Below are 18,532 nucleotides of genomic sequence, written 5' to 3'. Positions count from 1 at the left end.
CCCATCCGGCAAGCCGAACGAAGGACGGGCAGTCCAGCAGAAGCTGCATCGGTCGACTACACACTCAGTCGCCGACGTCGCACCACGAAGAAGCTAGTCGCGGCCAGCCCGATCAGCCCGATCGAGGCTGGTTCAGGGACCGCGTTGATTTCGATCTTATCGAGCAGGATCCCGCCGAAGACGCCCCCGCTCATCGACATGAACGACAGCGTCGTCGTTGCTTGTTGCGCGGTGAAGGTGAACGCGGGATAGCTCGTCCAGTCGAGGTTGCCTGCCACCGAGGTGTTGTGGGAGATGACGTTCGACAGGTAGGTGGTAGCGCCGTCGGCGACCTGCACCAAGGCCTGAGCGGTTCCAGGCGTCGTGTAGTTGTTCGCGTAGTCAAAGGTTAGCGTGTACTGCGTCGCGGGGGTTGTCGCGAACGTCTGGCTGATCGAACCCGGGCCTGGCGAACCGTCGAGATCGAGATACTGCTCGCCATCAGCGGCGGCGCCGCTCAAAAAGCCGTTGCCAGCGGCGTCTACAAGATCGACGCCGATGAGGCCCACCGTCCAGTTGGTGATTGTCGGATCACCGGCTCCGACGACGATGATCGTGGAGGTATCGGGGGTCTCGAAGCTGCCGTTAGAAATCACGTTCGCTTGGGCGGCGTTGCCGACGATGGTCAGCAAGGCGGCGACCAGCAGAGGGAGCGTGCGGTTCATGAGTCGAGTGTCCTTGAAAGAGGTGTTTTGATTGAGGATGCGTGAGAAGCGTGGTGAAAGTTCCGGCGTCTCCGCCTCCCGCCCCGGTGATCAGCCGCGACGGGAGGCAGTGAGCCAGGAGAAGGCCCGCCGGACGACTACACACTCAGTCGCCGATGTCGCACCACGAATAACCCCAGGGCGGCACAACCGGCCAACGCGAGCGTCGCCGGTTCCGGAATCGCCTGAGCGATCGGGTTGCCGACGACATACCCTGGCATGCCCGATTGATAGTTGGACAGCGTGTCGCCGAAGATCCAATTGAAGCCCAGAGCGGCGTTGGTCACGATCTCGTCCGGGGCTCCCGAGCCGACCGCGTTCACCGGATTGGCAATGTAGGCGGCGCTGGGGGCTTGAATCACGAGGCTGGCGACGTCGCCGAACGTCAGCGGCACGTTGCCGAACATGTCGTGAACCCACGTCGTCGTCGAGTTGCCCCCGCCATTGGGCGTTTCGTAAACCTTCACCGGCTCGCTCGCAATGTCGGCGAAGCTCAGGCTGTAGCTCTTGCTGCCGTCGCCGTTGTCCACGAAGAGGGGCTGGAACGACGGGTTCGACGGTTCATTGGCCAGCACGGCGTACTTGCCCATCCCGTCAGTCACCCAGATGTTGAAGTAAGGCGCCACGGCCGGACCCGAGCCGGCGGTAAAGCGAGCCGTATCGTCGTAACGGGTGATGCCAACGTTCGTGATCTGGCCGATCTGGTAGCCGCTGATGTCATCGGTGCCCCAGCCAGCCTTCTGGCCGCCTTCAGCGATGATGAACTCCAAGGCGCCGGGTACGATCCCATTGGGCTGAATGACCGGCGGATTGCCGCCGCCGCTATTGCGGATGATGAAGTCGTCGAACGCAGCTTGCGCCGTGGCCGAGCTGACGACGATGGCCGCCAGGGCCATCAGACAGGTCAGTTGAATCTTACGTGCGGACATTAGCATTCTCCTGAGAAAGGGCGGCTCGCGAGTCGTGGTGCGCGAGGCGAGTCGCGATAAAATGTGACGAACTGAATCGTTGTTCGTTGAGCGTTAGCGAAAGAACCATTTCGATCGTCCTCCCCGCCTGCACGCGGCAGGCGGGGAGGGTGCGTCGACGGGCACTCGATCAGGCTTGGCGAAGGCGGCGGCGAACGGCCAGGCCTGCGACAGCCGCGATTCCAGCCATGCCCAGGCTGGCCGGCTCGGGAATCGCCTGGAAGTCCCACGTCTGACTCGGCCCGCCGATGACGGCGTACGAGATGTTGTCGAAGTAGCTGACTTCACCCGGGTTGAACGTCCCCTCGCCGATGCCGATCGCCGTAACGCGAGCGTTGGAAAAGTCCGTCGGGTCGCTCAGCTGGAACGTGCTCGCCCATTCGGTCAGCGAGCGAAGCGGGGGACCGCCGGCGCCCGAGGCGACCTCGAAGCCGCCGTTCCACCACCAACCTCCGCTGGCGTCGCCGCCGCTGCCGTCAGTTGCGGCGATCGACGCGTTCTGCCACGCATCGGGCGTCGGTGCAGCGCCTTGCCAGTATGGCTCGTAGATCAGGGTGCCAAAGTTATCGCCCGTGCCATTGGCGGCGAAAATCTGCAGCTTTAGCGCCGGGGCGGCCGAGACGTTCAGCGGGTTCGTCGACTTGTAATAGTTGTAGCCCAGGGTGACGTTGTTCAAGAACGCTGCCGCGTCGCCGAAGTCGTTGTAGGTGTAGGCCTGACCGCGAGCGCTGTTGTCGTTCGGCGTCGTGATCTTGCCGGCGCCGGTCGGCAGCGGCTGAGCCGTTTCGAGGTTGCCGCCGACGCCCGTGAGGTCGACGATGCCGATCGTGCCGCCTCCTTGAACGTCGCTCTCGTACCAAGGCCCGACGACGGGCGAACCGGTTTGCGGAAGAATCTGCGTGACGGTCGTGGCCGCGTCGCCGCGGTTCGCCAGCCAGGCGCAGGTAAGGCCCAACAGGGCAGCCGTAAGTTTGAATCGAACGATAGACATTAGCGCAATCTCCGCCTAGGCGTGTGCGATCAGTCCTGAACTGATCGGTGGTGCGTCAAAAACAGTAGGAAGATGTCTCAGATCTCGATCAGGCGGGCACTCGCTCGTTGCGGAGCGGCAACGAGCGAGAGCCGCCTCGAACGTTGCGTTAGCTGGACCGACGCGTGCGGTTTAGACCCCAGGTCGCCAGCATGCCCAGCCCGGCCAAGGCCATCGTGGCCGGCTCGGGCACCGGCAGATTGACCTGGCCCAAACGATCTGCGCCGTAGGTCGCGCCGCCAGCCACGCTGTACCCGAATGATTGGCTCAGTCGCAGTTGGACGGCGGTCGCCGGCACGGTCGGAGCGGGCGACAGGCCCAACGAATTGGACGTGAAGACTTCCCAAGGAGCGGCGAACTCAATCACCGCGGGCGTTCCCAGCGAGCCTGGCGTCAACGCATAGTGAATGTCGGCCGAACCGGGCGTGTACGGGTAGCTCCCCGGCACGCCTGGGACGAACGCATTCTGATTCAGCACTTCGAATCCAACGTTCGAACCAGAGAGCGTGGTGCTGAAGTAGAGGTTAGCGAAGTCGAGCCCGCCGGCGTAGGCAGGGCTCGTCGTCGTGAGGCCGACGTAAAAATAATCGCTGTCGCCGCGAGTGTAGACGTCGTACGCGGTGACGTGATTCTCGTTGGTCGGCGCCCCGAAGTTGCTCATGGGGGCGGCCGCGTTGAACAAGACGCTCTTCACGGTCGCTCCGGTCCATTCGGCGCCGAGCGTGCCGTCGATGCTCACCGGCGCCGCTGTCGCGGTTCCGGCCAGCAAACTTGCCGCGACGCCAAAGGCCCCCAAAGCGGCGTAAATCTTAGATACGGACATTAGCAGTCTCCTGAATCGTATGACGATGTGGACGGTAGTCTTAACGGTGCGTTTGTTTGTTCGAGTCCTTCCGCAATGCATGGTGCGAAACAGGAAGGGGCGATCATCTCAAACAAACGCGGCGATCTTTCTTGCCTCGTTGTGATCTCAGTTTCTAGCTCATAAAGGTTCGCTGAAGTTGTCCGCCTAGTCGTCTCAAGCGGTCCCTTACAATGAGCACATGGACGTCGGGCGATATCTCCTTGAAATAACGGTTCGGAATGAAATTGACGATTCGTTGCGCCGCAATGCCTGCGTGCAGAACTTGCGGCGCAACGATTCGACGCGGCAACCAAATCGCCTTGATCGCCGCCATCCGTGACCCCTGCTGCGGCGCCCTGAGGAGACGGCGCCGCAGCAGGCACGGTTAGGGTCGAACATTCGACAGATGACGCTCCGTGAACAAGGGAGCAAGCAGCAATGTCATCCGATCAATGTCCCTTGCAGAGAATTCGCGTCGTGGTGCGATGCTTCGGACGAGCGTCTATCCTCCAGATAAAAGGACCGGCAGGAGCTCTTTGGGCTTCTCTCTGAAAAGACAGGGCGATCAACGAACGTTCTACTCTCGGATCGGGCCCCTGTTCGCGCGATTGGGTCGGAACACGAATCAGGGCCTGCCTCGCGGAAGCAGACGGTGTGTCGTCGTCGCTCCCGCAGCAACCAGCGCGTCGTGGATAGGCGTCTCCTTTCAGATAGACGGTTCGGCAGTAGAGTGCACTCGGAACGGGACAGGGTGAAACGGAAACCTACGCTTCGACGGTTCGCCAATCGGCTTGGAGATCAACGCGCGAACCACAAGACGAAGCCAACGGGGAAAATCCACCAACGGGGTCGCGCCGCCGCAGCGACGACGAAAATGCTGCTAACCACTGCTCATCAGGCACGGTATCCAGCACTACAACGGCGCCGAGCGAACGGGCCAGAATCTCTTCCTCCTGCGTCACCTGGCTCGACGCCAGCATCCACCGCTGTTGCGGCCATGCCGTCAACACCCGGTGCATGACTTCCCACACGTCCGAGTGCGGGTCGTCTAGTCCCACGACCACCAGATCGAATCCGATCAGTCGCATCGTCGACATGACTTCGCGAACCGTCGACGCCGCATAGACGTCGATTGCGGACGATGATTTCGGCAAGCTTTCGATTCCGACGGCTAGGAGCGTGGGTTGGACGAAAGTGACCATGCAAAACAAACTCGGACGTAAAACAGGAGTCAAGTTGCCTCATTTCAATGCGTTTCCTAAAAGCAAAGCGCGTGCCAATCATGCGGTTCAAGGCCGCAGGTGCAATAAACGCCGAGAAAGGAAGGCTTTTTCAGGAAGTAAGCCGCGATCGAGAACGTCGTCGTCACAAGACGAACAGGTCGTTTTAACCACGCTTGCTGAGTGTTCGAGCTCGCATGGTCCGAGCGCCGCAGAGGTTACGACAAATCAGGTCGTTTCGAACGGCACAAGTTAAAATGACCTTGCAATCGACTATGTCGGCCGCGACCGATGATCCAAGAAGGCATATGCGCCGCCGAAAGACTTTGGCGAAGGACGACCGAAGAGAGTGAAGGCCGCGCGAACCGATCGTCCGCGCGTGCGGCCATCGCCGAACCAGCGCACGGTCCGGACGACGCAAGAACGCTTGAAGAAAGCTCGGCAGCTCCGCGGGCGACCCCCGGCCTTACCACGGAGAGGCGAGGAGCTAACTGTGCCGAGTCGAAATATTCAGCCGCTCGATCCGACGGTTCAATCGCTGGATGTTGATTCCCAGCATGCGGCTTGCCTTCGCCTTGCAGTAGTCGGTCCGCCGCAGCGCCTCGGCGATGGTTCGCCTCTCAAGCTCGCTCAAACACAATTCCGGAGTTCCCGCGGGCGTCGGTCGCGCCGACTGCAGCTGCATGGGCAGGTCGGCAAGTTCGATGACGTCGCCTTGCGCAAGCACATGGGCCGATTCCATCGCGTTGGCTAGCTCGCGCACGTTGCCCGGCCACGAGTAGCGCACCAGCGCTGCGGCCGCAGCGTCCGACAGACGCCGAGCCGGTTCATCGTAAAGATCCGCCTGCTTTTGCAGAAAGTGATTTGCCAGCGGCAAGATATCCTCTGCCCGCTCGCGCAGCGGCGGCAGCGTCGTGACGACGACATTCAGCCGGAAGAAGAGATCCTCCCTGAACGTTCCCTCACGCACCATTTTGGCCAGATCGCGGTGCGTCGCCGCAATGAACCGTATGTCAACCTCGTGCGCCCGCGTATCGCCGACCGGCGTCACGCACCGCTCTTGAATGACGCGAAGCAGCTTCGCCTGCAGCGGCAACGACAACTCGCCGACTTCATCGAGAAAGAGAGTCCCGCCATCGGCGGCCCGCACAAAACCGAGCGACTCGCGCACGGCCCCCGTGAACGCCCCTTGGACGTGGCCGAACATCTGGCTCTCGAACAGCGTGTCCGAAAGGGCGGAGCAGTCGACCGGAATCAACGGCGCATCGCGCCGGTCCGACTCGGCATGAATATACCGGGCGACCATTTCTTTCCCCGCGCCCGTCTCCCCCAAGATCATCACCGTGCATTGCCGCGGCGCGACGGTTGACGCGATAGACTTGATCGAAATCATTGCGGCCGAGCGGCCGACTAACGAGATGGGGCGCGCAAACGAGCGCCGAGCGGAGGGAGCGCGCAACGTAGCGCTCCCCGAAGGCGTCCCGTTCATTAGGCGTGGCGTCTCTTCTGAGGTGGGCCTTGCTCGTTCGCCGTTCCGAACAAACGAGCAATGGATGCTCTAGGCTGGCGTTCCCACTCACGAAAGCAGCTTCGGCAGTGCCGAGGACCCAACGCTTGGCCACCCATACACCGGACCACAAGAGCCCATTCGCTAGGCCGGATAGACGTCCGTCAAAGAACGTAAGTGGCTCTCCTGAAGCAACTTACACCCTCGGACGAGTCGTTCGCCGCCGCCGCGAATACGAAGGTTGGCGCCTTCGCCGCCCTCTCCTTGTCGACCCGATTCACTGTTTTTGTGAGAAACGGCGTGTGGACGACCACACCCGTCGATTTACCAAATTAATCAAGCTGCGGACGCAATCAAGCTCTCGACTTGCGCATTTCATATTTAAGGACTGCTCGATTTCGCCAACGTGCTAAGCCGCCAGCACTTGGAGCGATTGGCAAAATGTCAGATTCTAGTTCCGTCTTCCATCCACGCTGTCCGAGGGGGCGAGAAGTGCCCGGGACATTCGCCGCGGAGAGCGAGTTTGAGCGGCAATTCAAACTGTTCGTTGCGGCGCCGCAAATCAGGCGAGGGGGATCTCGTGGCGCCAGTCACGCAAAGCTCCTGGGGGGTTAACCTCAGGAAGCAATCACCGCCCCAGCCGACCGTCCGTCGACCAGCCGAATCAGCACCGGCAGCACCAGCAAATTGCCAATCAAGCCGCCGATCATCGACAGGCTCACCAACACCCCGAAATAGATCGTCGGTACAAAGTCGCTCACGCACAGCGTGGCAAACCCTACGGTCAACGCCAGCGTCGAATACACCGCTGCCCGCCCAACGGAATTCTGCGACTTCGCCAGCGCCACATCGCACGGCAAGCCCTCGCGGCGCAGCCGTTGATAGAACATCGTGTAGTGGATCGAGCTGTCGACCGACAAGCCAATCGATACCGCGGCAATCATCGCGGCGCCCATATTCACCTTCACGCCGAGTAGTCCCATCACGCCGAACAAGATCAGCGACGGAAAAATATTGGGGAACATCGTGACGGCCGTCAGCTTCAAATCGCGAATCGCCGCGATCATCATGCCCAGCACGACGATCGTCGCCACGATGAACGCCTTCCATTGGTCGGCCAGCACGCTTTCAATCAGCCGCGTCAACAGGACGTAGTATCCCGTCACCTCGGCGTCTGGAAATCGTTCCTGCGCTGTCGACTGAACCTGTTCGATCATCAACGCTTTCTCGTCGGCTCCTAACTGCTCTGGCGCTCGCAGCAAGACGTGAAGCCACCACCGGCCATCTTCCGGGTCGGCCTGATAGAGCGTATCGACGAACAGCCGCATCGCCTCCTGGGAACGCATCATGTTCATCGGCAGCGTCAGCATGCGGCCGCTGGCGGCGCCCAACACGCTTTCGCCCCCGATGCCCGCGGCCAACGTGTCGCCCAACGAGATGGCTTTGGTCAATTCCGGCGATTGCTCCTTGATCTGCCGCTGCAGCTTCAGGAACTCCACGTAGTGGCGTCCGGCGAGCGCCGGCGGTTGCGACGTGCGTTTGGCGCCCTCTTTTGTCACCGGAATCATCAAATCCCATACGCCCGCGCCGCCAAATTCGGTCTCGACGAAGCTGTACGCCCGATTGATCTCGCTGTCGGCGCGAAAGTTTTTCGTGAAGTCGGTTTCGTGCTTCAAGCGGGTCGAACCCCACGCCGAAATTGCGACCACCAACGCAGCTGCGCCCGCGAGCAAACGCACATGCGTCGACGACCACGCGAGCAACCAATTCAACCAGCGCCCCAGAGCTAAGTCATCGCTCGGCGCCTGCGGCTTCTGGCGAAAGTCGCTCAGCCAGACCATTCCAGGCGTCAGCAGGATGCACGACGGCAATACCAACAGGCTGCCGATCGCCATCATCAGCCCAAAGTCATGGACCGGTCCCACTTTCGAGACCATCAGGGCCGCGAAGCCGGCCGCGTCGGTCAGAATGGCCACCGTCACCGGCGCCGCGAGCTCCTCGATCGTGTTGAACAGCGCCCGTCGCCGTCCGTGCCCGTCACGGCGTTCGTCGAGGTAGTGCACCAGAATATGCACCACGGAAGCGACGCCCACCACGGTGACGATCGCTCCCAGCATCGAGCTCACCATGCTCAGTTCCAGCCCGCTCAGCACCAGCGCCGCGTCGGTCAACGCCAGCGTCAGTTGCACCACGGCCACCGGCAGCAGCAACCAGATGGGGCTGCGAAAGCAAATGAGAATCGTCAACATCACCAGCAGCGTGCACCAGGTGTTCAGTCGCCGGCCATCCTCCTCCAGCATGTCAAAGGCTTCTTCAATCAGCACTGGTTCGCCGACCAACGCGCCGCGCGGCAAGTCGGCCACAATCGAGCGCATGCCGCGCAGCGTCGCCCGACGCGTCGACTTTCCCTCGCCGGGGCGCTCAATCAAGCAGATTACGCCCGCCGCAGTGAGGTCCTTGTTGTGAGTGAAGCCAGCGAAGACTTCGCGGTAGTTGGTTCCTAATCCGGGACCGTCGAACTTCGTCCCGCCGGGAAGATCATGCAGAGAGACCGTCGCCGCCACTCCTGGCAGTTTCTTTAGTCGCTCTTGAACCTCCTTCACCCGCGCGACTCCGGCGTCGGTCGCCAGTTTGTCGTCGGCGTACATCGCGAGAACGACTTCGTACTCGCCGAACGTCCGCTGCATGCGGTGGTAAGGCACGAGGATCGGATCGCGGGGAGCGAACATGCTCTCAATCGATCGGTCGAGCCGCAGCCCGCGGCCGGTAAACGCGGCGGCGACCCAGAGCACGGCGGCGAAACCGAGCATCCAATATCGATAGCGGATCATCCGCTTGATCCACCGGCGATAAGGGAGACCCATCATGCAAACGTCCATTCCGTAGAAACTCAATCAATCGATCCGCTCAAGTTCCACATCGCTGCGGTGGCTGCCAAAGGCCTTCAAATCATGCAGTCCCTAGCCCCAGACGCTTCAAAAAATCACCCCGTCTGATCCCTCCCCCGATGAGGGAGAAGTCCCAAGTTGGTGAGGCACAATCGCGGCCGTCCTTTGCACTACATCGTGCCCACGGGGCTCGCAGTATGCAGCTCTCAAGCGCTCGCAACAAGGAAGTGCAACCGACTGCTGGCGTCCGTGACATGACGCTGCTTGAGCGGCACTCGGCGCTTCAGCATCTTGTCGCCAAGCTAGCAACGTCAGCGGCGGTGTCGCAAGCCGTTATCACGAAACATGTTGTGAGCGATGTAAACCCGGCGAAGGCGGCTTGCCCCGCGCGGCAGGGGTTCCTATACTCCGCCCCCTCTCTGCAGGCCCCGCTGCGCGCAAGCCGTTGACCACGCTCTGGTTGAGCGCTCGGCGACTTCGCGCTGCACGTCACGCAGCTCGCCGGAGTTGCGCGCGGAGAGCGTCCGTTTCATCCTCGTCACGTCGTTGTCGCCATGGAGGGCGTCACGCTGAGCATCGCGCAGCACGCAACCCGCTGCGGAAGTTCGCCTCGCGCGAACGGCGCTCGGCGTGCGCGCGTCTCGCGGCAGTCGTTACTCGCGTTGCGGCTTTGCCTAAAAAATCTGTGGGAGGGGTCTCCCACCCCGAAGCGACGCGGCGGAACTACGACGCCTTGTGGTGGTGAGCGACATCGGCGTCGGAGACGCCTCCCACCACATGATTTTGTGGGCCAAGCCGTCGCGCTGCTGTTCATGGCGGCGACGCTCCTTCCGTTCCACGGAAAAGTTAGCCAAGCGCACGCCGACGACATTCAAGTCGCGACCGCGAACTCGCATGAACCGATCACCATCGCCGCCGACGCCTGCACGCGTTGGCAGGAAGGGGTCTACGACGTCTGGCACCTGCGCGGCAATTGTTATCTGAACCAGGGCCTCACCTATGCCCGCGGCGCCGAGGCCGTGCTCTGGATCGATGCCCGCAATGCCCAAAATGGCCCGACCAAGGTCATCGCCTATTTCGAATCAGAGCAGGGGGGCCACGTCGCCGTCGACTTCCGCCGCACCGACGTGAAGGCCAACGAAGACGGCTTGCTCGGCCAGCAGCGCAGCCCCAACTGGTTCCAGCGGATGGAGACCTCCGCGGCGCTGCGTTGGAACGTCCCCCCGGCCCTGGGCACGACCGAAGCTCGTCCCGCGATCTACGAACGGGGCCTCGCGCAGTTCAATCCCGAGCGCCGCCGGCAGCTGATGCTGGCCCAATACACCGAGTTCGTCCCCAACGTCGTTGAGAACGGCGTCCAAGCCCTGCCGCCCGGCATGGTGAAGTACGAAATTTTCGGCCGCAGCGACGCCGACCCGAACATCACGCTCGACCGGAATCAGGGCATCGCCATCGCCAACGGCGGCATTCGCGTCGTGATCGACGGCCTCTCCGTCGCCGGTCTGCCGGCGGCCTTCGGTCCACTTGGGCAAATCGATATCTCCACCGACCGCGCCGTCGTCTGGAGCGCACCCGGCATGGGGGTCGCCGGCGGCGTGCAGTCGAAGGACGCACCGCTCGAAATCTACATGGAGGGGAATATCGAGTTCCGCCAGGGCGACCGCATCATCTATGCCGACCGGATGTTCTACGACGTCCGCCGACAAATCGGCGTCATCCTCAATGCCGAACTCCTCACCCCATTGCCGCAGATGGGCGACTTCCAATACCCCGGTCTCGTTCGGCTCAAGGCCGACGCCATCAGGCAACTCGACGAGTCCCACTTCTCCGCCACGAATGCCTTGGTAACGACCAGTCGTCTCGAAGAGCCAGCGTACGATCTTTCCTCCGAGCAAATCAGCTTTACCGATGTGCAGCAGCCCGGCGTCGATCCGATCACCGGCATTCCCATCGCCGGGCCCGACGGCAGCATGGCCGTGGCGCACCAGCAGCTGGCCACCGCCGAGTCGAACGTCATCCACCTGCGCGGCGTGCCGGTGTTCTATTGGCCGAGGTTCGCCACCAACCTGCAAGATCCTTCCTTTATCATCGATCGCATCCGCGTCGGCAACGACAACGTCTTTGGCACGCAGGCGATGATCGACTGGGACCTCTACGAACTGCTCGGCGTGAAAAACGCGCCGCAGGGAACCTCGTGGAATCTCAGCACCGACTATCTCAGCAAGCGCGGCTTTGGTTACGGCACCAACTACCAATGGGATCGCAACGAAATCTTCGGGTTCGTCGGCCCCTCGACCGGCCTCCTCGACTTTTGGGCGATCCAGGACCATGGCCACGACAACCTCGGCCTCGGCCGCCGCGACATCACGCCGGAAAAGGACTACCGTTTCCGACTCCTAGGTCAACATCGACAGCGGCTCGAAAGCGGGTGGGAAATCACCGCGGAGTCGGGTTGGGTGAGCGATACGACTTTCCTCAATCAATACTACGAGCGCGAATGGGACGAGCTTCGCAGTCCTCGGACCGGCCTCCGAGCGCGGCGATTCAACAACAATCGCGAGTTGATGCTCGAGGCGAATGCGCAGGTCAACAATTTTTGGAGCGAGACCGAATCGCTGCCGCGGGGCGATCACTTTTGGCTCGGCGAGTCGTTGCTCGACGATCGGCTTACCTGGTTCGAGCATTCCCAGGCCTCCTATTCGAAGTACAACGTGGGGACGGTGCCGACCGAACCGACGCTGCAGTCCCAATGGGTCCAGCTCCCCTGGGAAGCCAACGTCGGCGGCGAGAAGCTCGTCACCCGGCAAGAAATCGACGCGCCGTTCCAACTCGGCGCCGTCAAGGTTGTGCCATTCGCTCTCGGCGAACTCGCGCGCTGGGGCGAGGCGCTTGATGGCGAGCCGCTCGATCGGGCGTACGTCAACACCGGCGTCCGCGCCAGCCTCCCCATGTGGGCTACCTACGACGACGTGCGCGATCCGCTGTTCAACCTCAATGGGCTCGCCCACAAGGTGGTCTTCGACGCCGAGTTCACCTACGCCGACGCCAACGCCAACTACGAAGAACTGCCGATGTACGATTTCATCGACGACACGTCGATCATCGAAATGTTGCGCCGCCTGCAAAGCGGCGCGCTCCCGCCGACGATCACTGGCGAAAAGTTCGACCCCCGCAACTATCTGTTCCGCACCGGCATTCAGGGTTGGGTCACGGCGCCCTCGGCCGAAATCGTCGACGACCTCATGGCCTTTCGCATGGGCATGCGCCACCGCCTGCAAACCAAGCGCGGCCCCGCCGGCAATCAGCATATCGTCGATTGGTTGACGTTCGACATGAACGCCACGCTCTTTCCCGATCCCAATCGCGATAACTTCGGCCAGGAGGTCGGCCTGATCGACTACGACCTGCGCTGGAACATCGGCGATCGCTTTTCGATCGTTTCCGACGGCTTCGCCGACACGTTTGGCGATGGCCTGAAAACAGTCTCCGGCGGCGTCGTGCTCAATCGCCCCACGCGCGGCAACGCCTATCTCGGCGTCCGCTCAATCAACGGACCGATCACCAGCAATGTCGTCATGGGCAGCTACAGCTACCGGCTCAGCGAAAAGTGGCTCACCACGGCCAGCGCCGCATACGATTTCGACTCTGGCGGCGACATCGGCGAAACAATGAGCGTCACCCGCATCGGTGAATCGATGCTGCTGACCGTCGGCTTCAACGTCGACCATTCCAAGAACAGCGTGGGCGTCAACTTCATGCTCGAGCCGCGATTCCTGCCGAATCTGCGCATCACCAAGACGACCGGCATCGACATTCCGCCGGCGGGAGCGATGGGATTAGAATGAGACTCGCCATGACCCCTGACATCGATCTCGACGAAGAAGCGCGCCCCCCGGCGGACCGCTCATGGGGCCGCAAGTTCGCCGACGCGCTGCGCGGCGTGAAGATCGCCTTTCGCAGCGAGATTAATTTCTTCGTCCACTTCTTCGTCGCCGTGATTGCCGGCGTGGCCGGCGGCATCGTCACGATGACCGACGAACGCTGGTGCATCTACATTCTCTGCGTGACGGTCGTCCTGGCCGCCGAACTCTTCAACACGGCGATCGAGCGACTGGCCCGCGCCGTGACCCGCGAAGAACACCCCGAGATCCGCGACGCGTTAGACATCGCCGCGGGCGCCGTGCTGATGACTTCGATCGGCGCGGGCATTGTCGGCGTCCTGATGATCGGCTGGCCCTTTGTGGCGCAGCTGGCGCGATAACGCACGGCGTGACTCGGCCGTTAACTTAATCCAGCCAATCCTGCTCCCGCAGCCGCGTCGGCACGTACTCCTCGGTCACGTAGCTGATGTCCTTGGAAATCAGCGACTCGACTTCCAACTTGAAGTCGTTTGACAGCATCTTCTTAATCTCGGTCTGCCACTTCGGCTTTTTCTCGAACCAGGGGTACTGCGCCACCTGCTTCGCCCGCTTCCGGTCGGTGTCATTCAGTGAAATTTTCACGCTGTCGGAAAGTTGGCATCGCTCGAAGTCGATGCTCCGCAGTCCGAGATATTTCGCTTCGGGAATCGCCATTCGCTGCGACTCAAATGCGAGGTTGATCGATCCCTGCTTGATGACGCTGTAGATGTAGTACCCCCACGGGTCGTTATCAAGCACGCAGTAGAGCGGCAGTTCCAACTCATTATGCAGCCGATGCAGCATCCGCCGCACCCCGCGCGGCGGCTGACCGCTGCCGTGGGTCAGAATGCAGTTGTGCTTCTCCCAAAAGCGGTCCTCGTTAAACCGCTGCCAGACCGTACCCTTTTCGACGTGCAGGATAAACTTCGCCTTGCACTTTGCCTTGTCGAACACGACCACTTCGGGCTCGACGATCGACGGAATCGCGTACCCTCCCGAGCCCATCTTCGCGCAATTGATTTCATCCCCTTTGTCGGTGAACGTGATGGCCCCGACCATTGCCCCGCGATTCTCCGCGTACAAATGCAACTCTTCGCGGATCGAGGAGAGGAGCACCTCGACGTCTTCGATGATCGTGTCGCACTCGCCCTGCTCGTCGAACGTGTTCTCTTTCACCCCTTCGATAGTGTGCTTGAGCATGTAGAAGAGTCCCCGAAGGCTCGTGCTCTTCCCCTGATCAATCAGCTTCTTACAGCCGCTGGTCACCAGCATCGTCCGCATGTAGGCCTTCGCCTGCGAAAGATCGAACAGCTGCCGCCGATTGGTGGCATTGCCCATCTCGATGATCTTCTTTCGCGGCGAGTAATGCACGTTCGCCAACGTCCGCGACGGGATCTCGACGTACGGATCCTTGCGGTTATTCGCAGCGGAAACGACGCGATCCGCCAGCCCAGTGAGCCGCTCCGCCGTCTTCGCATCCCGCGGCGAAAGTTTAACCTTCGGGGCCTTCGCCACGGTGGTGAGTTTCTTCTTGGCCATCTATTTTCTTTTTCTTTTGAATTCAATCAAAGAAGTTTCTCGCAGAGGCGCGGAGGCGCAGAGGAATTCGCAAAGACCCGTCCGCGTTTTTCTCTGCGCCTCCGCGCCTCTGCGAGAGATCATTCTCCCTCAGCCACCGCAACAGCCGCCGGGCCGCGTTTAATCGCCGCCGCATGCGTCTTCGGATCGACGATCAGCACATTCTCGCCGAAGTCGGTCTCCTCGCTCGGCTCCTTAATCTTTCGCCCGCGATCGTCCAGCTTCATATCAGCGTCGGCCGTCACGCGCTTCGCCACCGTCAACAGCTGGTTGTACAGCCCGTCGCGATCGACGCCATTCACCTCGCTCACGGCCGAGGCCACTTCCTTCAGATACCGCATGAAGATGTCGCGCCGGTCCCCTTGCTGCTTCACCCGCATCCGCTTGCGCACGTACATTCCCAGCTTCCGTCCCACCGCCTGCAGCCCGAGGCGAATCTCTTTCTGAATCTCCGGGTAGCTCGCAATCGCTTCTTTCGATTCGCTGGTGAACGGCACCCACACGCTCGCGATGTGGACCATGATGTAGACCGGCCCCTTCGGCATGCCGCCGCGGGATTGGCTCAGGCCGTAACTCCGCCAATTGGTGCTGGTGATCGTCTGCGTGATCGCGCACGCCGCCTGCTGGAACTGCAACGGCACGCGGTTGGCGTACCGCATCACTTCCATCGTTTGCCCTTCGGCGACGTTCACGTTCTGCATCGCATCGAGCAACCGTTGCCGTTCTTTCGGCTTGAGTTGCTTCGGCGCCTGCCGCGTGCCGAGCGAAGCGGCCTTCATGATCCGATCGGCCGCATCCGTACCGAGCCCGTTGAAGGTGCTCACCAAAAACTGCCGGATCGTCCGCGCATCGGTCTCTTCGATCAGGTCTTCCAGCAGGTCTTTGTCGACGTTCTGCGTCGCCGCCGCGCCGCCGTAGGCGAGCGCCACCTCAATCTGAAATGGATTGCCGCGATAGACCGACGGCGGCCGCGTCGCCGCGGCGTAGAACTCGCCCGGCACCACCTGATAGAGCCCCTTCAGCAGCAGTTCCTCGCCGATCGGGCAGATGCAATCGGTCGCCGGCGGGGCGATCTTCGTCGCCTGGATCGCATGGTACAACGCCTCCGCTTCCGGCCGTCCCAGCTTGCGCGTCATCGCCCGCGGCGAGACCTTCGCCGTCGTGCAGATCTTTTTCGCCACGGCAGGCGACACGCGCGAGAACTTCGTCGACAGGAACTGGGTGATCGACATTCCTTCCGCTTCGGCCAGCATCGCCGCCAGCCGTCCCAGTTCTACCCCGTATGGATGCGGCAGAATCTCTTTCGGCTCCGGCGGCAGCTTGTCGGCCGCCCGCTGATACTCGCGAACGTTCCCCTCGGGGTCTGTATAATGGAGCGTGATGTGCGGATTTGCGATCGCCGTCTGATGCAAATACTCGTCGACGCTGCCGCGGCCGCGGATGTACTTGGCCTCCAGTTCGATCGTCACCCGCGTGCCGTGCGGTTGATCGACCCACTCGATGCCATGCTTTTCGATGTCCTTCGCCCCCTTCTCGCCGTAGGCAATGTCGACCCCTTCGCCGGCGCCGTTGAGAATTTTGGGTTCGTTCCGCTTCGTGTCGATCTGGATCTCGTAGTAGTGGGCCGGCTTCTTTGGCGAGATGCGCGAGATGATCTTCACCGGCTTGCCGGTCGTCTGCACGCCGTACATGCCGGCCGCGCTGATGCCAATGCCTTGCTGCCCGCGACTCTGCCGCAGCCGATGGAATTTCGAACCGTACAGCAGCTTGCCGAAGATCAGCGGAATCTGCTTCTTGACGATGCCCGGCCCGTTGTCCTGAACGCCAATCTTGTACCGGTCGGTCGAGGTCTGTTCGATGTGAACCCAAATCTCCGGCAGAATGCCCGCCTCTTCGCAAGCGTCGAGCGAGTTGTCGACCGCTTCCTTGATCGTCGTGAGCAGCGCCTTCCGCGGATTGTCGAACCCGAGCAAGTGGCGGTTCTTCGCAAAGAACTCGCTCACCGAGATATCGCGCTGCTTCGACGCCATCGACTGCGCCGTCGCCCGTCGACCGGTCGACTTGGCGGTAGCCGCAGCTTCGTCGCCAGCGCTATCGTCTTCCGCGGCCGCCTCGTCAGCGCCAGGCGATTCCTCGGGCGAGACTTCGGCAACCTTCGGCGCGGCTTTCCGCTTCGCGGCGCTCGCCGCGGGAGGGGCCTTCTTCTTCGTTGCCGTTGCCGGAACGGAACGCTTCTTGATCGGTTTGCGGGTCGCCAAGGCGACTTCTCCTGTTCGATTCGGCCGACCGAGAGGGGTCGACGCGCGAGGTCTCTTCGTGATGAAATTCTTCCGTGGGAGGCGTCGCCGACGCCGATTCCGCTTCCCACAACAAGCCGCCGAGTCTTCGCCGCGCCGCTTCGGGGGTCGGAGATCCCTCCCCCAATTTCCTTGGTGCAACCGGGCTCCAACGCCCCTATCGGCAATCGCGAGCCCGCGATTCGCCGCATGTTAAAAGGCGCCGGTCGCAGCGATTGTAGCTGCCGAAACTGGCGTTTCCCACCCGCCGCTGCGTGCTACCACCGGCAAAAGCGGTGCGTCTGGTACGGCTGGCAGACAAAAACTCATCGGCACAGGCCGGACGATCCGACACACAGGAACACGAGGGGGACTTCTCGATCACCGGCCCACAGCGCTGTAGATCGCCCGCCCCCGCCCGCCTGGCACTTCCGGAACGGTCGCTGAAGCGACCAGTCCGAACCCGCCCCCACGCACTACCCGCCCAACGACAAAAAATCCCCGTACTCCACACGAAGGAGCCTTTCATGTCGATCCGCGTCACCGCGCTCGCGCTCATCGCCGCTGCGTCGTTCATTTCGACGGCCCGCGCCGAAGAGGGACTCTACAAGCGCGTCATCAGTTACCAGAACAAGCAAGACTTGTTCTACAACTTCTACGAGGGTCCTGATCCGAGCGGCACGACGACCGCGATGTACATCTCGCCGCGGCCGGTGCCCGCCCATGTCGGCCACACCTACACGACCTACCAACCGTTCATGCCGCACGAGTACATGTACAAGCACACGCGGTCGAACTATGCCTACGCCCCCGGCGCCGGCTGGTCGCGGTCGAAGGTCCGCTATCGCACGGGCGGTTTGTGGCTTGACCACTGGATCAGCACCATCGACCCCGTCTTCTGCTGCCACTAAGCCTCGCTCGCTCCGCGCGCCATTTGCAGCCCCTGGCTCCGCCAGGGGGCAGCGCCACGCGCGATCATGACGACCGAATTGGCGCCCAACCCCCCGGCCGAGCCGAGGGCTGAAATACGAATTGCCCCCTCTGGCCGTCAGCCGAAAGCTGACAGCCGATAGCCCCCAACACAAGGAAGCGTCCCGTGAACAAGCCGCTTGCCGCTTGCGCGCTTGCCATCGCCGCCATCCTGGCAGCGACGCCAGCGATCGCCACGGCCGAGATGCCGTACCTCAAACCCCTCCGCCGCGCCCAGATGTACAACTGGCATGCGCAATACGCCTACACCGACTACGGCGTCCCGACGTCGCTGGTCGTGCCGCCGACGGCTCAGCTCCAAACCAACTGGAGTTGGGGCGCCCCGAGCATGCGCGTCTCGCGCATTGATCACCAGTTCACCCGCAACTACGCCGGCCCCGGCATGCCCGGCCCCTGGGCCTACACCCCCCACAACCCGGCCGACACCGCCCAATTCGGCGTCTACTACGTCCGGGCCCCGTGGTACCCCACGCAACCCTAAGCCCACAGAAGACGAATCCCCAACTCGCTTCGGACTGGTCGCTTCAGCGACCAGTCCAGCTCCGCGAACAAAGCTCGCCTTCGCACGCGATCCCCCTCGCGTGCCATC

At 62.0% G+C, this 18,532-nt stretch carries 13 protein-coding genes; 4 read left to right on the top strand and 9 right to left on the bottom strand.

What is annotated here, in order from left to right; translation table 11 throughout:
* Nucleotides 1-56: 56 nt before the first annotated feature.
* The 7 genes from I41_RS24905 to I41_RS24875 all read right to left on the bottom strand — a co-directional run bounded on the left by I41_RS24905 (nucleotide 57) and on the right by I41_RS24875 (nucleotide 9,179).
* Nucleotides 57-704, bottom strand: coding sequence for a DUF642 domain-containing protein (locus I41_RS24905; protein ID WP_145435728.1), 648 nt, complete (start codon nucleotides 702-704; stop codon nucleotides 57-59).
* Nucleotides 705-841: 137 nt separating this feature from the next.
* Entirely contained in the window at nucleotides 842-1,672 is an 831-nt protein-coding gene (locus I41_RS24900; RefSeq protein WP_168207148.1) for a PEP-CTERM sorting domain-containing protein, read from the bottom strand.
* 169 nt (nucleotides 1,673-1,841) lie between these two features.
* Nucleotides 1,842-2,702 carry a PEP-CTERM sorting domain-containing protein gene (locus tag I41_RS24895; protein ID WP_145435726.1) on the bottom strand — a complete coding sequence of 287 codons (861 nt, stop codon included), beginning with the start codon at nucleotides 2,700-2,702 and terminating at the stop codon, nucleotides 1,842-1,844.
* Between the two features lie 148 nt (nucleotides 2,703-2,850).
* Nucleotides 2,851-3,564, bottom strand: coding sequence for a PEP-CTERM sorting domain-containing protein (locus tag I41_RS24890; protein ID WP_168207147.1), 714 nt, complete (start codon nucleotides 3,562-3,564; stop codon nucleotides 2,851-2,853).
* A 785-nt stretch (nucleotides 3,565-4,349) separates the two neighbouring features.
* Nucleotides 4,350-4,739, bottom strand: a complete 390-nt coding sequence (locus tag I41_RS24885; protein WP_145435724.1) for a hypothetical protein — start codon at nucleotides 4,737-4,739, stop codon at nucleotides 4,350-4,352.
* 553 nt (nucleotides 4,740-5,292) lie between these two features.
* Nucleotides 5,293-6,294, bottom strand: coding sequence for a sigma-54 interaction domain-containing protein (locus I41_RS24880; RefSeq protein ID WP_145435723.1), 1,002 nt, complete (start codon nucleotides 6,292-6,294; stop codon nucleotides 5,293-5,295).
* Nucleotides 6,295-6,929: 635 nt separating this feature from the next.
* Nucleotides 6,930-9,179, bottom strand: coding sequence for an efflux RND transporter permease subunit (locus I41_RS24875; protein ID WP_168207145.1), 2,250 nt, complete (start codon nucleotides 9,177-9,179; stop codon nucleotides 6,930-6,932).
* 806 nt (nucleotides 9,180-9,985) lie between these two features.
* On the opposite strand from I41_RS24875, the gene I41_RS24870 reads away from it, so the two are divergent.
* Together I41_RS24870 and I41_RS24865 are read left to right on the top strand one after the other, a co-directional pair.
* Nucleotides 9,986-13,045 (top strand): LPS-assembly protein LptD, encoded by a 3,060-nt coding sequence (locus I41_RS24870; RefSeq protein ID WP_145435721.1) that lies wholly within the window; start codon nucleotides 9,986-9,988, stop codon nucleotides 13,043-13,045.
* An 8-nt stretch (nucleotides 13,046-13,053) separates the two neighbouring features.
* The gene (locus tag I41_RS24865; protein WP_168207144.1) at nucleotides 13,054-13,461 is read left to right on the top strand and encodes a diacylglycerol kinase; all 408 of its coding nucleotides are present in this window, start codon (nucleotides 13,054-13,056) and stop codon (nucleotides 13,459-13,461) included.
* Between the two features lie 25 nt (nucleotides 13,462-13,486).
* On the opposite strand, the gene I41_RS24860 is transcribed toward I41_RS24865, so the two are convergent.
* On the bottom strand, nucleotides 13,487-14,638 hold the full coding sequence (locus tag I41_RS24860; protein WP_145435719.1) for a DNA topoisomerase IV subunit A: 1,152 nt from the start codon (nucleotides 14,636-14,638) through the stop codon (nucleotides 13,487-13,489).
* Nucleotides 14,639-14,757: 119 nt separating this feature from the next.
* Nucleotides 14,758-16,935: a DNA topoisomerase VI subunit B gene (locus I41_RS24855; RefSeq protein ID WP_246133747.1), complete on the bottom strand. Its 2,178-nt coding sequence runs from the start codon at nucleotides 16,933-16,935 to the stop codon at nucleotides 14,758-14,760.
* A 545-nt stretch (nucleotides 16,936-17,480) separates the two neighbouring features.
* On the opposite strand from I41_RS24855, the gene I41_RS24850 reads away from it, so the two are divergent.
* Nucleotides 17,481-17,864: a hypothetical protein gene (locus I41_RS24850; RefSeq protein ID WP_145435718.1), complete on the top strand. Its 384-nt coding sequence runs from the start codon at nucleotides 17,481-17,483 to the stop codon at nucleotides 17,862-17,864.
* 185 nt (nucleotides 17,865-18,049) lie between these two features.
* A complete protein-coding gene (locus I41_RS24845) occupies nucleotides 18,050-18,424 on the top strand; it encodes a hypothetical protein (RefSeq protein ID WP_145435717.1) in 375 nt (124 codons plus the stop codon).
* Nucleotides 18,425-18,532: the final 108 nt, after the last annotated feature.

This window comes from Lacipirellula limnantheis (assembly GCF_007746075.1).
GTDB classification, from domain to species: Bacteria; Planctomycetota; Planctomycetia; order Pirellulales; family Lacipirellulaceae; genus Lacipirellula; species Lacipirellula limnantheis.
This window is presented reverse-complemented; position numbering and strand designations above follow the sequence as displayed.